This window comes from Catellatospora chokoriensis, from assembly GCF_011297315.1.
GTDB classification, from domain to species: Bacteria; Actinomycetota; Actinomycetes; order Mycobacteriales; family Micromonosporaceae; genus Catellatospora; species Catellatospora citrea.
In genome coordinates, this window is the sequence record NZ_JAAOTI010000035.1 from 45,288 (window position 1) to 60,696 (window position 15,409).

General features: G+C 72.3%; 13 protein-coding genes. 9 read left to right on the forward strand and 4 right to left on the reverse strand.

The genetic code is table 11. From position 1 onward, the window contains the following. Positions 1-56: 56 nt before the first annotated feature. The 5 genes from HAV39_RS36310 (at position 57) to HAV39_RS36330 (ending at position 4,199) form a co-directional block, all read left to right on the forward strand. Positions 57-584, forward strand: coding sequence for a SigE family RNA polymerase sigma factor (locus HAV39_RS36310; protein ID WP_191843692.1), 528 nt, complete (start codon positions 57-59; stop codon positions 582-584). Between the two features lie 67 nt (positions 585-651). Continuing rightward, positions 652-1,896 carry a hypothetical protein gene (locus tag HAV39_RS36315; protein ID WP_191843693.1) on the forward strand — a complete coding sequence of 415 codons (1,245 nt, stop codon included), beginning with the start codon at positions 652-654 and terminating at the stop codon, positions 1,894-1,896. 147 nt (positions 1,897-2,043) lie between these two features. Then, entirely contained in the window at positions 2,044-2,733 is a 690-nt protein-coding gene (locus HAV39_RS36320) for an HAD family hydrolase (RefSeq protein WP_191843694.1), read from the forward strand. A gap of 106 nt (positions 2,734-2,839) precedes the next feature. Beyond that, positions 2,840-3,346, forward strand: a complete 507-nt coding sequence (locus HAV39_RS36325) for a DinB family protein (RefSeq protein ID WP_191843695.1) — start codon at positions 2,840-2,842, stop codon at positions 3,344-3,346. 70 nt (positions 3,347-3,416) lie between these two features. Then, positions 3,417-4,199, forward strand: coding sequence for an oxidoreductase (locus tag HAV39_RS36330; RefSeq protein ID WP_191843696.1), 783 nt, complete (start codon positions 3,417-3,419; stop codon positions 4,197-4,199). Positions 4,200-4,273: 74 nt separating this feature from the next. On the opposite strand, the gene HAV39_RS36335 is transcribed toward HAV39_RS36330, so the two are convergent. Beyond that, a complete protein-coding gene (locus tag HAV39_RS36335; protein WP_191843697.1) occupies positions 4,274-5,656 on the reverse strand; it encodes an NAD(P)/FAD-dependent oxidoreductase in 1,383 nt (460 codons plus the stop codon). 391 nt (positions 5,657-6,047) lie between these two features. Here HAV39_RS36335 and HAV39_RS36340 point away from each other — a divergent pair, with 391 nt between their 5' ends. Next, positions 6,048-8,228 carry a carbohydrate-binding module family 20 domain-containing protein gene (locus HAV39_RS36340; protein WP_239120941.1) on the forward strand — a complete coding sequence of 727 codons (2,181 nt, stop codon included), beginning with the start codon at positions 6,048-6,050 and terminating at the stop codon, positions 8,226-8,228. A 97-nt stretch (positions 8,229-8,325) separates the two neighbouring features. On the opposite strand, the gene HAV39_RS36345 is transcribed toward HAV39_RS36340, so the two are convergent. Further along, positions 8,326-10,488, reverse strand: coding sequence for a HelD family protein (locus HAV39_RS36345; RefSeq protein WP_191843699.1), 2,163 nt, complete (start codon positions 10,486-10,488; stop codon positions 8,326-8,328). Positions 10,489-10,605: 117 nt separating this feature from the next. Next, positions 10,606-11,325: a DedA family protein gene (locus HAV39_RS36350; protein ID WP_239120940.1), complete on the reverse strand. Its 720-nt coding sequence runs from the start codon at positions 11,323-11,325 to the stop codon at positions 10,606-10,608. Positions 11,326-11,639: 314 nt separating this feature from the next. On the opposite strand from HAV39_RS36350, the gene HAV39_RS36355 reads away from it, so the two are divergent. Next, positions 11,640-12,233 (forward strand): carbonic anhydrase, encoded by a 594-nt coding sequence (locus HAV39_RS36355; protein WP_191843700.1) that lies wholly within the window; start codon positions 11,640-11,642, stop codon positions 12,231-12,233. Positions 12,234-12,437: 204 nt separating this feature from the next. Here the strand turns inward: HAV39_RS36355 and HAV39_RS36360 are convergent, their stop codons facing one another. Continuing rightward, positions 12,438-12,764: a hypothetical protein gene (locus tag HAV39_RS36360; RefSeq protein ID WP_120316310.1), complete on the reverse strand. Its 327-nt coding sequence runs from the start codon at positions 12,762-12,764 to the stop codon at positions 12,438-12,440. 235 nt (positions 12,765-12,999) lie between these two features. On the opposite strand from HAV39_RS36360, the gene HAV39_RS36365 reads away from it, so the two are divergent. Together HAV39_RS36365 and HAV39_RS36370 are read left to right on the forward strand one after the other, a co-directional pair. Beyond that, on the forward strand, positions 13,000-13,494 hold the full coding sequence (locus HAV39_RS36365; protein ID WP_191843701.1) for a DUF3145 domain-containing protein: 495 nt from the start codon (positions 13,000-13,002) through the stop codon (positions 13,492-13,494). An 88-nt stretch (positions 13,495-13,582) separates the two neighbouring features. Next, positions 13,583-15,334: a glycoside hydrolase family 3 protein gene (locus HAV39_RS36370; protein WP_191843702.1), complete on the forward strand. Its 1,752-nt coding sequence runs from the start codon at positions 13,583-13,585 to the stop codon at positions 15,332-15,334. Positions 15,335-15,409 lie beyond the last annotated feature (75 nt).

Genomic DNA, 15,409 nt, shown 5'->3' on the forward strand with positions numbered 1-15,409 from the left:
ATGTGCCGCCGTGTAGGTGGGGCGGAAGGTCGGGAAGACGAACGGGGAGGTGACATGTGGCGGACGACGACGGATTCCGCGAATTCGTGCACGCGCGGCTGCGCAGGCTGTCGCGCATCGCGTACCTGCTGACCGGCGACCACCACGCGGCCGAGGACCTGCTGCAGAACGCGCTGGTCAAGCTCGCGTCACGGTGGTCGAAGGTGTCAGCCGGGGGCGCGCCGGACGCGTACCTGCGCAAGGTCCTCTACCACGAGCACGTGTCGGCCTGGCGGCGCAACCGCCACCTGCGCGCCGAGTGGTCCACGGCGGAGCCGCCGGAGAGCGGCAGCGGCCGGGACATGGCCGCCGAGACCGTGCGCCGCCTGCTCCTGGAGCAGGCGCTCGCCAAGCTGACCCGCAAGCAGCGCGCGGTGATCGTGCTGCGCTTCGTCGAGGACCTGTCCGAGGCCGACGCCGCGGCGGCGCTCGGCGTGACCGTGGGCACGGTCAAGAGCCAGACGTCGTACGCCCTGAAGCGGCTGCGCGAGCTGGCACCGGAACTGCACGTGCTGGTCAGAGAGCCGAAGGAGGCCTGGGCATGAGCGAGCGCAGCGAGCGAATCATGTTGCCCGGGGCTCATGCCGCCGACGAGCGAAGCGAGGAGAAGGCATGAGTGACTTGAACGAGCTGCTGGCCGACATCGGCGACCGCGCCCGCACGTACGACGTCACCGAGCGGGCGCTGACCCTCGGCCGCCGGCGGCAGCACGCCCGTCGCCTCGCCGCTGTGGGCGGGCTCGCCGCGGTGGTCGCCCTGTCGATCCTCGGCGTCACGTTCCTGCCGGCCGTGCAGAGCGCGCCCCTGCCCCCGGCGGCGCCCTCGTCGCCGGTCCCGGCGCTGTCGCCGACCACCCCGGCCGTGCACGTGGCCGCGTGCGTGCCCGAGCGCCTGCCGATGCCCAGGGGCTACCCGCCGAAGAGTGTGGTGACCGGCGGCGATCCCACCGGCCGTCTCCTGGTCGGCCGGGCCTACCCCTACGACGGCCGCGACCGCCTGCTGATCTGGGAGGACGGCAAGGTCAAGGTGATCCGGCACGAGGGCGAGGATCCCTCCTTCAGGGACATCAGCTCCACCGGCATCGCCGTCGGGTTCAGCTTCGTCGACGGGGACGTCCAGGTCCCGTGGATCTACCGGGACGGCAGCCTGAGCCGGCTCAAGGGGCGGCACGCGGGCGCGACCGCGGTCAACGACAGCGGTGTCATCGTCGGCGCGATGAGTGAAGGCGGCGGGTCGGACGCCTGGCCCGTCATCTGGCGTACCCCGACCGCGGCACCGGCCGCGCTGGCGTTGCCGGCCGGGATGAGAGGCAAGGCGACGGGCATCGACGCGGACGGCACGGTCTCCGGCTGGGTGCAGCCTTCGCCGCCGGCGCCCAAGCCCGGGCAGGACCCGGTCGTGCCGGTGATCCCGACCCGACCGGTCGTCTGGCAGCCCGACGGCACGATGCGGGAACTGAAGGTGCCCGACAGCATCGACGGAAACCAGGTCACCGCAGCCGCGGCCGAGGACATCCACGACGGCCAGGTGGGCGGCACGCTCGCCACCGGCACCACCCGGGCCGACGGGCGTGACTACGTGGCCCGGTGGAACCTCGCCACCGGCGAGGTCAGCTGGCACCGCGTGGCCGGCCGCCCGAGACTCGTCAACACGGTCGGGCTCGCGGTCTCGTGGGACAGGCACCCGGTGCTGTTCCTCGATCAGGCCACCGTGCCGCTGCCGGATGTGAAAGGCGCGCCCGAGTCCCACCTGGCGGAGCCGGACATCCGGGTGATCAGCACGGACGGCCGGATCGTCGCGGGCTACCAGTCGATCGACAAAACCGGAGTCGTCGCGGTCGCCTGGCACTGCACCTGACGAAGGAAGGGCACCTTCCCATCGGATCTCGTGGAGGAAGGTGCCCTTCTCAACTCCGCCGGCGAGGGCGGTGCCGCTGCGCTGGACCTGCCGGTGACCTGCCGCGGGCGGCTTGACACCGTCCGGGCCGCGTGGTCGGGTCGGGGGATGCGACGCCTGGTGCTATGGGACATCGACCGTACGTTGATCAACGGCGGCAAGGTCGGCCGGGACGTGTTCGTCGCCGCGTACCTGGCGGTGGTGGGCAGCGAGCCGCCGCGGCTGCCGGAGTTCGGCGGGCGTACCGATCACTGGATCTTCACGACGGCGCTGGAGTGGCACGGCCGCGAGGTCAACCCGGAGCTCGTGGCCGAGTTCTTCACCCACCTGGCCGAGCACACCCGGGCACACCGGCCGCAGCTGCTGGCCCGCGGCGCGGCCCTGACCGGGGCGGCGCAGGCGCTGGCCGCGCTGTCGGTCGAGACCGGCGTGGTGCAGTCGGTGGTCACCGGCAACATCCGGGAGGCGGCGTACGAGAAGCTGTCCGCGTTCGGCCTGCTCGGGCCGATCGACCTGGAGGTCGGTGGCTACGGCTGCGACGACGGGGTGCGTTCGGTGCTGGTGCGGCTGGCCCACGAGCGGGCGCAGGCCAAGTACGCCGCGACGCTGCCCGCGCGGCAGGTCGTCGTCATCGGGGACACCCCGCACGACATCGAGGCGGCCAGGGCCAACGGTGCGATCGCGATCGGCGTGGCGACCGGCTCGTGCACCGCCGATGAGCTGGCCGAGGCGGGCGCCGACGTGGTGCTGCCGTCGCTGGCCGACACCGCGACGGTGCTGCGCGCGGTCCTGACCTGAGCTGTCCCGCCGACCGGCGCCGCCCGTGCGGGGGCATTGCCGCCCGCGGCCTGGACCGGGGCTTATCGGTTCGACAGGCACCGGGCCGACCAGCATGATCGCAGGCATGACGCGAACCGACGTGCCCGCCACCTGGGACGAACGAGCCACCCTGACCACCTTCCTCGACTACGTGCGCGCGACCGTGCGCGCCAAGTGCGAAGGCGTCACCGACGAGGACGCGCGCAGGGCGCCGCTGCCGGACTCGCCGCTGATGACCGTGAAGGGCCTGGTCAGCCACGTGCGCTGGGTGGAGTACTCCTGGTTCCAGGTGGTGCTGCTGGGCGAGGAGGACGCCGGGCCGTGGACGAAGGAGGACCCGGACCGCGAGTTCACCTACGCCCTGGACACCCCGATCGAGCAGCTGCTCGACGAGTACGACGCGCAGAGCGCCCGCTACCGCGACCTGGTCGCCTCGCTGGACCTGGACACCCTCGCCCAGCGCAACCTGGGCCGGGCCGGACGGCCCGCGACGCTGCGGTGGATCCTGTTCCACCTCGTCGAGGAGATCGCCCGGCACAACGGCCACCTCGACGTGGTGCGCGAGCTGGTCGACGGCACCAAGGGTGACTGACCTGCCCGAATCCCCGGTTGGACCGGCCCGGCGCACGTAGCCTGAACCGGAGCGCATCGGGGGAGGCGTCATGGATCTGCAGCTGGGCGGCAAGGTCGCGGTGGTCACCGGAGCCAGCAAGGGCATCGGCCTCGCGGTGGTGAAGGCGCTGGTCGCCGAGGGTGCGAGTGTGGTCGCCGCGGCCCGGGGCACCTCCGGCGACCTGGCCGGGATCGACGGCCCGGTGCACGCCGTCGCGGTGGACCTGACCGACCCGGCCGGGCCGCAGCGCCTGATCGACGAGGCGACGGCCGCGTACGGCGGGCTGGACATCCTGGTCAACAACGTCGGTGCGGTGAAGACCCGGCTGGGCGGGTTCACCTCGGTCACCGACGAGGACTGGCTGTGGTCGCTGACCGTCAACCTGCTCTCCGCGGTGCGCGTCACCCGGGCCGCGCTGCCGCACCTGCTGGCCCGGGGCGCGGGCAGCATCGTGACGGTGAGCTCGATCAACGCCTTCCTGCCCGACCCGGCGATCATCGACTACACCGCGTCCAAGGCGGCGCTGACCAACTTCTCCAAGGCGCTGTCCAAGGAGGTCGGGCCGAAGGGCATCCGGGTCAACACGGTCAGCCCCGGCCCCGTGCGCACACCGATGTGGACGGGCGCGGGGGGCGTCGCCGAGTCGTTCGGCAAGGCGGGCGAGGTGTCGCCCGAGCAGGTGGTCGACCAGGTCGCCGCGCAGGCGGTGACCGGCCGGTTCACCGAGGCCGAGGAGGTCGCTGACCTGGTGGTGCTGCTGGCCGGTGGCCGGGCGGGCAACGTCACCGGCGCGGACTTCGTCATCGACGGCGGCCTGATCACGACCCTCTGAGCCGGCCGGGGACCACGTCGTGATCCCCGGCGGCGTGCGTTGCGCGAGTGAACCCGTCGGCGGCCAGTGGCTGGTTACGCCTGGGTCACCGGCGTCGGCTGGGCGACCAGCGTGGGTCGGGCCTTGCGGGTGCGGCCGGACCACAGCACGCGGGCCAGCACGCCGGGGGAGAACAGCCGCTGCGGCGGGGACATCAGGTTCGCCACGGCCAGGAACGCGAGGCCGACCTCGGGGTGCGTGGCGGCCGCGCGGTGCAGGCGGGCGACGTACCCGTTGAGGAAGTTGCCCTTGCCGGTGCGGACGCCCTCGACCTCGGGGTAGGCCAGATCCGCGCCGACCGCGATGTCCCACGGCACGTCGATGACCTTCGACGCGGCCGCGTAGAACCGCTTCGGCAGCCCCGCACCGCCCTGGCGCAGGCAGTCGCGCAGCACGATCGCCTCGGCCGCGGCGACGGTCATGCCCTGGCCGTATGCCGGGTTGAAGCTGCACACCGCGTCCGCGAAGGAGACCAGGCCCTCGGGCAGCCGGGTCAGGTGCTCGTAGCGGCGGCGCACGCTGACCGGCAGCCGCAGCCGCACTGCCGGACCGGCCGGCTCGCAGGTGCTGAGCAGCTGATACAGCTCGTCGCCGGCCAGCCGGCGGGCGAACTGCGCGTACGCGTCCGGGTCGGCCGGCAGCACGCCGCCCTCGCCGACGCCGATCAGCGTCAGCATCCAGCGGTCGCCCTCGACCGGCACCACGACGCCGCCGATGGGCAGCTCGGGCGACGGGCTGATCACGGCCGCGGTGAAGCCGAGCTGCCCCGGCGTACGCCGGTAGGCCCGTGAGACGTAGACCGTCTTGGAGTCGACGTGCTCCTCGGCGGGCTTGTCGTAGCCCAGCTCGGCCAGCCAGGACGGGCCGCGGTTGCCGCGACCGGTGGCGTCGACCACCAGGTCGGCCGCAAGGCGCAGCTCGGTGTCGCCGCCGACGGGCAGCACCCGCGCGCCGACGACCCGGGTGCGGTCGGCGTTCGCGATCAGGCCGACGGCCTCGTGGCGGGCGAGCAACTGCACGCCGGGCAGCGCGATGACCCGGCGGCGCACGTACGCCTCCAGGCCGATGCGGGTCACGCCCAGGCCGGCCAGGCCGGTGTGCTTGGCGGCCAGCCGGTGGCCGCCGTTGATCCATACGACGTCGCCCTGGACGTCGACGGGGACCGCGCCGGCCGCGGTCATGTCGGCGGCGAAGCCGGGGAACAGCTCTTCGAGCACCTGGCGGCCGCGGGCGAGCAGGCCGTGGGTGTGGTCGCCCTGCGGCACCCCCTTGCGGCCGGTGACGCCGTCGGTGGGCAGCGCGTCGCGGTCGAAGATGGTGACCTTCGCGTACGACTCGCTCAGCACGCGGGCGGCGAGCAGGCCGCCGATGCTGGCGCCGAGCACGATCGCGTGCCCGGACTTTTCCTTGGCAGACAAGGTTTTCTCCGTCTCGGTGTGAGGTGTGCACACACCGTAAGAAGCGGTAACGCAATCATGAAAACGAATATGCGGTCCAGTAGATGACACTGTGTGCCCGCTCACGCGCTCTGCGTCGGTCCTGTCGGGACCCCGACGCCGCACTACTGGAAGAATCTTTGAAAGATTTTTCAGCATTGCGACCGCCGTCGCTCGCCCCGGCGTGCGCCGATGTCGTCCAGGGCCGACCGGTCGAAGATCCGATGTGCAAATGGAACCCTCCTCAGCTCTGATTTGTACGGCAAATCCGGCGCATCGATACTCTTCACGGCGCGTCAACGCGGGGCTAACATCCTTGAAACTTGCGCAAGAGTTTCCATCCCTCGCCCCTCCCCGACCCAGGAGGAGACTCGTGTCCACCCGCCACCGCTCCCTAGCCGCAGCCCTCGCCTCGGTGCTGCTGGCCGCCGCGCTGTCCGCGGTCGTGCTCCTGCGACCCGGCGCCCCCGACCTCGTCCCGGCCAAGGCCGACGCCAACCCCGGCAACCGCGACGTCATCGTGCACCTGTTCCAGTGGCCCTGGGCCTCGATCGCCAACGAGTGCGCCACCGTGCTCGGCCCCAAGGGCTTCGGCGCGGTGCAGGTGTCCCCGCCGCAGGAGCACGTCGTGCTCGCTGGCCAGTCCTACCCCTGGTGGCAGGACTACCAGCCGGTCAGCTACCAGCTCGTCAGCCGCCGCGGCGACCGTGCCGCCTTCGCGAACATGGTCACCACCTGCCACAACGCGGGTGTGAAGATCTACGTCGACGCGGTGGTCAACCACATGGCGGGCGGCGCGTCCACCGGCACCGGCTCGGCGGGCTCCACCTACTCGCACTACAACTACCCCGGGATCTACCAGAACCAGGACTTCCACCACTGCGGGCGCAACGGCAACGACGACATCGTCGCCTGGGGCGACCGGTGGGAGGTGCAGAACTGCGAGCTGGTCGACCTGTCCGACCTGGCCACCGAGTCCGCCTACGTGCGCGGCAAGCTCACCGCGTACCTCAACGACCTGGTCTCGCTGGGCGTGGACGGGTTCCGGGTCGACGCGGCCAAGCACATGCCCGTCGCCGACCTGCAGGCGATCCTGGGCGGCGTCAGCGGCTCGCCGTACGTCTTCCACGAGGTGATCGAGGACAGTGCGTTCCCGCCGGGGGAGTACGCCGGGATCGGTGACGTCACCGAGTTCCGCTACGGCGACGTCGTCGGCAACGCGTTCCGCGACGCGAACCTGTCCAACCTGAACAACCTCGCCTCGCAGATGGCCCTGAGCTCCGGCGACGCGGTCAACTTCATCGACAACCACGACACCCAGCGCAACGGCCGCGCCCGGCTCACCTACAAGAACGGGCAGACCCACGCGCTGGCGGCGGCGTTCAGCCTGGCGTACCCGTACGGCACGCCCCAGCTGATGAGCAGCTTCACGTTCAGCAACAACGAGGCCGGACCGCCCGCCGCCGGCAACGGCACCACCAGCCAGGTCATCTGCGGCTCGGGCTGGGAGTGCGAGCACCGCAAGACCGCGGTCGCCAATCTCGTCGGCTTCCACAACGCGGTCAGCGGCACCGGTGTCGCCAACTGGACGTCGCCGTCGGCGTCGCGGATCGCGTTCGGGCGCGGCAACGTCGGCTTCGCCGCGTTCAACCGCGACGGCGCGGCGTGGAGCACCACCTTCAGCACCGGGCTGCCCGCGGGCGTGTACTGCGACGTGGCCACCGGCGACTTCACCGCCGGGGTCTGCGCGGGCAGCACCGTCACCGTGAACGGCTCAGGCCAGGCCACCGCCACCGTCGCCGCCAACAGCGCGCTGGCGGTCTACACGGGGGCACTGGTCGGCCCGTCGCCGTCGCCGACGGGCACCCCCTCGCCGACGCCCAGCGGCACTGCCTGCACGACCGTGGCGGTCACGTTCGAGTCCAACACCACCACGACCAGCGGCCAGAACGTCTTCGTGGCCGGCAGCGTCGCCCAGCTCGGCTCCTGGAACACGGCCAACGCGGTGGCCATGTCCGGCACGGCGTACCCGCTCTGGCGGGTCACCGTGAACCTGCCCGCGGGCACGTCGTTCGAGTACAAGTACATCAAGAAGGACGCCTCCGGCACCGTCACCTGGGAGAGCATCGCCAACCGCGCCCGCACCGTGCCGACCGGCGTCTGCGCGGTCACCTACAGCGAGACCTGGAACGTGCCGGGCGGCTCCACGCCGTCGCCCAGCGCCTCCCCGAGCCCGTCGCCCACCGGCTCGACCTGCGCCTCCATCGCGGCCGCGTTCTCCGTGAACGCGACCACCACCTGGGGCCAGAACGTCTACGTGGTCGGCTCGATCCCCGCCCTCGGCAGCTGGAACACCGCGAGCGCCGTGGCCCTGTCCAGCGCGACCTACCCGGTCTGGACCGCCACGATCAACCTGCCCGCCGGCACGACCTTCGCGTACAAGTACCTCAAGAAGGACGCCGCCGGCACCGTCACCTGGGAAAGCGACCCCAACCGCGCCCGCACCACCCCCACCACCCCCTGCACCGCCACCTACCCGGACACCTGGCGCTAGCCGAGCGCCGGGCCTGCGGCCTGCGGCAACTCTTGAAGACTCGCGCCCTCAGGATCCACTGAGGGCGCGAGTCTTCAAGAGTTGCGGATTGCGGGGGTCAGCGCCAGGGGCGGGTGGCGAGGGTGGTGAGGCGTTGGGTGGCACGGGAGAGGGCCACGTAGAGGGTGCGGCGGCCGGCGTCGGTGCCGGCGTCGATGAGGCCGGGTTCGACCAGGACGACGGCGTCGTACTCCATGCCCTTGGCGGCCAGGGCGGTGACCACGCGCAGGCGCTCGGTGTCCCACTCGGACAGGCGGGCGGCGATGCGGTCGCGGATGCGGGCGTCGGGGGTGATGACGCCGACGGTGCCCTCGACCTCGCCGAGCAGCGCCGCGACCGCGTCGCGGACCGCGTCGTCCAGCCGGGCCCGGTCCACGATCTGGTGCACGGGGGCGACGCCGGTGGTGCGTACGGCCTTCGGCAGCGGCAGGTCCGGCGAGACGCGCCGGATCACCTCGGCGGCCACCTCGAAGATCTCGGTCGAGTTGCGGTAGTTCGTGGTGAGCTGGTGCGGGTGGCGCTTGCGGCCGCCCAGCGCCTCGTCCCGGGCCCGGGCCACCTCGCCCGCGCTGCCGATCCACGCCGACTGCGCCGGGTCGCCGACGACCGTCCAGCTGGCCGCGTGGCCGCGCCGGCCGATCATGCGCCACTGCATGGGCGTGACGTCCTGCGCCTCGTCCACCACCACGTGGGCGTAGTCGCGGTAGTCGTTCTCGCGCGGCGCGGCGGCCGACGCGGCGCGGGAGCGCTCGTACGAGGTCGCCACCTCGCGCACCCCGCCCACCGTGTACGCCTCGCGCCGGCGTACCCGCGGCTTCGGCTTGTCGCCGAGCAGCTCCTGCAGCTCGTCGAGCAGCGGCACGTCGTCGATGCTGGGACCCTGCTCGCGCAGCGGCGCGAGCGCCCGCACCAGGGTGCGCTGCTCCTCGTTCGACAGCGTGCCCTCGGCGTAGCGGCGCAGCCGCTGCGGGTCGGCCAGCCAGCCCAGCACCTGCACCGGGCGCACCAGCGGCCACCACGCCTTGAGGAAGTCGCGGAAGCCCTCGTGCTCGGTCAGCTCCTCGTCGAACCGGGCCTGCTCCAGCCGCGGCTGCTTGGCCTTCATCTGCTCCCAGAGCTGGTCCAGCACCGCGCCGAACGCCTTGGCGCGGATCTCGTTGCGCCGGTTGCCGCGCCCGATCCGCCGCCGGATCTCCTCGCCCTGCCGCCAGGTCAGCTCCAGCCACTCCCCGCGGTAGCGGATGCGCAGGCCGTCCGGACTGCCGGGCGGGGCGTCCTCGGCGGCGCGGCGCAGCACCCGCCGCATGCGCGTCGAGCCCTTGACCGCGCGGACCGCGGCGGTCTCCTCGCGGGTGGCGTCGAAGCCGGGCACGAGCTGCCCGAGCGACTTCAGCGTCGCGGTGTCCTCGCCCAGCGAGGGCAGCACGGTCTCGATGTACTCGACGAACACGGGGGAGGGTCCGACGATCAGCACGCCGCCGCCGGCGAAGCGCGCCCGGTCGGAGTACAGCAGGTAGGCCGCGCGGTGCAGGGCCACCGCGGTCTTGCCGGTGCCCGGGCCGCCCTCGACCATGGTCACGCCGGACGCGGGCGAGCGGATCGCCAGGTCCTGCTCGTGCTGGATGGTCGCCACGATGTCGCGCATGCCGGTGCCCTTGGCCCGGCTCAGCGCCGCCAGCAGCGCGCCGTCGCCGACCACGCGCATGCCCTCCGGCGCGGCCGACGGGTCGAGCAGGTCGTCCTCCAGGCCGGTGACCTTCTCGCCGAACGACGAGATCATCCGGCGGCGGATCACGCCCAGCGGCTGGGCCGCCGTGGCCCGGTAGAAGGCCGCCGCGGCCGGCGCGCGCCAGTCGATGAGCAGCGGCTCCGCGCCCTCGGTACGCACGCCCAGGCGGCCGATGTAGCGGGGGCGTTCGTCCCAGCCCGCGGCTTCCGGGTCGGCGGCGGCCTCGTCCGGCTCGATGCGGCTGGGGTGCATGTCCAGGCGGCCGAAGACCAGGCCCTCGTGCTCGCTGTCGAAGGCCTGCCGCCGCCGGGCGGCGTGGAACACCATCGCGTCGCGCTCGACCAGCGACCCGAACGTGCCGACCCGTGCGAGTTGATAGCCGTCGGCCTCCGCCTTCGCGGCGTCGGCGCGCAGTCGGGCCAGCCGCGCGTAGACACGGTCCACGTGCTGCTGCTCGATGGCGATCTCGTCGTGCAGGGTGTTGTCAGACATGCGTCTCCCGGGCCGGGTATGGCGGCGATGGTGCCCCGATAGGGTACGGGCTGCCCCCGACCGGAAGATCGATCACCGGGCCGATGTGACGCGGAGCCCCACCGGATAGGCTGACTGTCAGCCCACCCGCTCCTCGCTCGGCCGCCGCTCCGCCGCCGGAGAGGGGTCCGTGGGGTGGTCGATCTCATCAGTGCCGAGGTGTGCGACGGTCTCGTCGGCCGCGGTGGCGACCAGGGACTTCTTCGCCCGGTGCTTGAACCACCAGGTGGTGCCGAGGCCGAAGACCACGGCCAGCGCCAGCGCCGCCCAGGAGAAGCGCTTCAGCCAGGCCTCAGCCACGGCGCCCAGCGCGTAGATCGCGAACGTGGTGCCGAACGCCCAGACCAGGCCGCCGCCGGCGTTGGCCAGCAGGAACTTGCGATACGGCACCTTCAGCGCGCCGGCCATCGGCCCGGCCAGGATGCGCAGCAGGGCGATGAAGCGCCCGAAGAAGACCGCCCACGTGCCCCAGCGGCCGAACATCGCCTCGGCCCGCACGATCTGCTCCGGGCCCAGGTGCTTCGGGAACCGGCGGCTCAGGCGCTCCAGGAGCGGGCGGCCGCCGCGCTTGCCGATCGCATACCCGATGGAGTCGCCGACGATCGCGCCGATCGCGGCGCCGGCGGCCACGCCCCACGGTGAGATGTGGTCCGTGGTGGCGGCCAGCAGCGAGGCGCTGACCAGCACGATCTCGCCGGGCAGCGGGATGCCCATGCTCTCGGTCCCGATGACCAGGCCGACGATGAGGTAGATGGCGACCGCGGGGAGCGTCTCCAGCCATGTTCCGACGAACTCCACCGGCCACCCCTTCCGCGAGCACCATCGCCCGCAGTGACCGCACGGGACGCTCGAAAGATACCCGACCAGGAACCCCGGCGCACCCGGCTGAACTCCCTAAGGGGCCTCCGGACGTGTCGGATCACGGCCTCGCGCGTGGGGCTGTCGCGGGCCTGCCGGGGCTCGGCTCGGCAGCTGAATCCAGGGCGGGACCGCGGCCCCGGTCGTGAGAAGGGTCGCACTACTTCCGAGTAACCTTCCCGTGGCGGCCCTTTACCAGCGACCCTTGACTCATGACGCAGTCGAGGACCGCGCCGTCGGATTCTGATGTGACGATGACTGGCAACCGTCGGGGGCCCGCAGAGGCGCTGGCCGACCTGATGACCGGCAACCGCCGCTTCGCGGCCGGACGGCCTCGATACGGCCACCACGTCGGTGAGGCGGCCGCCCAGTCCAGCGGCCAGGAGCCGTACGCCGTGGTGCTGGGCTGCATCGACTCCCGGGTGCCGCTGGAGGCCGTGTTCGACCAGAACTTCGGCGACATGTGCGTGGTCCGGTCCGGCGCGCACGTGCTCGACCGGTCCGTGGTGGGCTCGGTCGAGTTCGCCGTCGCCGAGTTGCACGCCTCGGTGGTGATGGTGCTCGGACACGAGCGCTGCGGCGCCGTGGCCGCCACCGTCGACGCGCTGCGCACCGGCAGCCGCCCCGACGGGTTCATGGGTTACCTGGTCGACCAGATCGCACCCGCGGTGGTCGAGGTCGGCCTGCAGGACCCGCAGGTGAACGCGAAGGCGCTGCGCCGCCACGTCGAGCGCACCGTCGACCAGCTCCGCCTGGCCGAACGCCTCGCCACCGCCACCGCGGCCGGCCGCGCCCAGATCGTCGGCGCCGTCTACGACCTCGACACCGGCGTCGTCGAACTCCTCTGACCCGGCGCGCCCGCCGACGGCCCACCTGCTCGCACAACTCTTAAAGACTTGCGGCCTCAGAGCGTGTCTGAGGCCGCAAGTCTTTAAAAGTTGTCCCGGCAGGGCCGGTCGGCCGGGCGTGGCGTGGGGCCGGGTGGTGGGGTGGGGGTATGGCTGAGGCCCCGGCCGCGGAGCGGACGGGGCCTCAGGGTGAGACAGAGGGGCTCAGCCCTCGAAGATGCCGGCCTCGGCCAGGCGCTTCTCGGTGGCGTCCCACCCGTGACCGGGGTGGGTGCTGTTGAGAGCGACCAGCTCGGCACGGATCTTGGCGGCGTGGCCGGCGCCCGCGAGCACGCGGATCTCCTCGACGAAGGCGTCCGAGGTGGTGCTCAGGTGCACGGTCTTGCCGTTGGTGAGGTTCCGCACGTAGGCGTGCTTGCCGTTGTTCAGCGGAATGATGTACTTGAACTCACCGAGCACGCTCAGCGCGCCACCCTTGGCCTCACCGGCCCGGACAGACGCGCGCGCGGTCTTGGAGGTGTTGCTCGCCACGACGTACTCCTTGAAAGTCTGGTTGACTTAGGAACTCTACACGACCCCTGAGCAGACCCTGATCGGCGTCGCCTTCGAGTGTGACGGACACGTCGCCGCGGGCCGGTCGGACAATTCATCCGGCGAGTTTCGCGATTCTCTGGCGCCACATCCGCCCCAGCCGTCATCATGGGTGAGATCGCCGGAGTCGCCAGGCCGTAGGGGAAGACGCGCCTGTCCGTCTCGGGAGGTCACCGTGCCCACGCGTGGCGTCGTACACGTCCACTCGAGCCCGCTTGCCGTGTGTCCTCACGTCGAGTGGGCGATTTCGCGCGCCCTGAAAAGCGGCGCGATCAACCTGCACTGGACGGTGCAGCCGCTCGAGCCCAGCGCCCGCCGCGCCGAGTGCGACTGGTCCGGGCGGCCCGGCACCGCCGCGGAGATCGCGGCTGAGCTGCGCCAGTGGCCGATGCTGCGCTTCGAGATCACCGAGGAGCCCAGCGCCGGCGTCGACGGCGAGCGGTTCATGCACGTGCCCGGCCGCGGCCTGTTCCGGGCCGCGATGGGCGCGGCCGGGGACATCCAGCTCGGCGAGGACCGGCTGCGCTCGCTCATCGCGGGCAGCCGCAGCCCGGAGGCACTGGCGCATGCCCTCGACATGGCGATGGGCACTCCCTGGGACGCCGAGCTCGAGCCGTACCGCTACGCCGCCGAGGGCGCGCCGGTGACGCTGCTGACCAGGGCCGGGTGACGCGCCAGGCATCGACCCGGGACGGCGGGGAACCAGGGCCGGCCGGTCCGCGCGCCGGGGGCGGGCGCCCCGATCGGCCGTAAGGACGATGCCGACGCGTGTAACGGTTGACCCCGTCCCGTACTGCTGGTGGGATACCCGCGTGACCTCGTCAACGCAGAAAAGGTTCCGCAGGCTCGGCACCGTCGTGTCCAGCCTCTGCACAGTGGCGGTCGTGGCAAGCGCGTGCGGCACGGCGCCCGACAACGGGGGAACACTGCCGATGCAGGATCCGGCCGACGTCTCCGCCAAGGTCGCGGGGATCATCAAGAAGATGTCCGACGCGGACCTCGCGGGCCAGGTGCTGATGCCGTTCGCCTACGGGCGCTCGGCCACCGACGTCTCCGCCGGCACCGCGGCGGGCAACAAGGCCCTCGCGGGGGTGGACACCCCCGCGCAGATGATCGAGAAGTACCGGCTCGGCGGCATGATCCTGATCGGGTTCGGCGGCAACGACCCGACCGCGGCCAACCAGCCGGTCAACAACGTGGAGTCCCCGGAGCAGGTGCGGGCGCTGACCGGCGGGCTGCAGAGCGCGGCGGCCCGGCTGCCCGCCGACGTGCCGCTGCTGATCGGCATGGATCAGGAGTTCGGCGTGGTCACCCGCCTGTCCACCGGGATGACGACGCTGCCCAGCGCGATGACGTTCGGGGCGGCCGGTGACCCGCGGCTGACCGAGGTCGCCTGGCGGGCCGCGGGCCTGGAGCTGGCCGCGGTGGGTGTCAACGTCAACTTCGCGCCGGTCGCCGACGTGCTCGGCCCGGCGGGCAGCTCGGTGATCGGCTCGCGGTCGTACGGGTCGGACCCGAAGGCGGCCGGTGATCAGGTCGTCGCCGCGGTCAAGGGGATGCGGGCGGGTGGCGTGGCCGCCACGCTCAAGCACTTCCCCGGGCACGGCCACACGGCCGCCGACAGCCACACCGAGCTGCCGGTCGTGAACCAGACCCGGCAGTTGCTCGACTCCGACGACCTGGCCACCTTCAAGGCCGGCATCGAGGCCGACGCGCCGCTCATCATGTCCGGGCACCTCGACGTGCAGGCGATCGACCCGGGCGTGGCGGCGACCTTCTCCAAGAAGGTGCTGATCGACCTGCTCCGCAAGGAGATGGGCTTCCAGGGCGTCGTGGTGACCGACGGCATGAACATGGCGCCGGCGATGAAGGTGCCGCCGGGCGAGGCGGCCGTGCAGGCGCTGCTGGCCGGCAACGACCTGATCCTCATGCCGCCGCACGTGGGCAAGGCGCACCAGGGCATCGTCGACGCGGTCAAGGCGGGCACCCTGCCGCGGGCACGGCTCGTCGAGGCCGTCGGCCGGATCCTGTCCCTCAAGCTCGGGTTCGGACAGGCGGCCGCCCCGGCGCTGTCCACCGTGGGCACCCACCAGGAGGAGGTCGCGCCGCTCGCCGCGGCCGCGGTCACCGTGCTGCGCGGCGCCTGCGGCAAGCCGCTGGTGACCGGGCCGGTGCGGGTGACCACGTCGGCCGGGCGCGACAAGGCCCGCAACCGCCTGACCGAGGCGCTCAAGAAGAACGGGGCCACGGTGGTCGAGACCGGCGGCAGTGTCGTGCACCTCGTCGGGTACGGCGACGCCGCCGACGACCTGAGCGCGGCCGCGGCGGTCACCGTCCACATGGACGTGCCCACGCTGCTGGCCAAGTCGGCGTCGAAGGTGCTGGTGGCGACGTACTCCTCCAGTGACCTGTCGATGGACGGGCTGGCCGCGGTGCTGACGGGCAAGGCGAAGCCGACCGGCCGGTCACCGGTCGAGGTCACCGGCCTGCCCCGGACCACCTGCGCCTGACCTCCCGAGACGCCCGCTGCGTGCCCCCGTGGCCGCAGTGGGCGTCTCGCTGTTCGCCGTGCCGCGGGGCGCCTG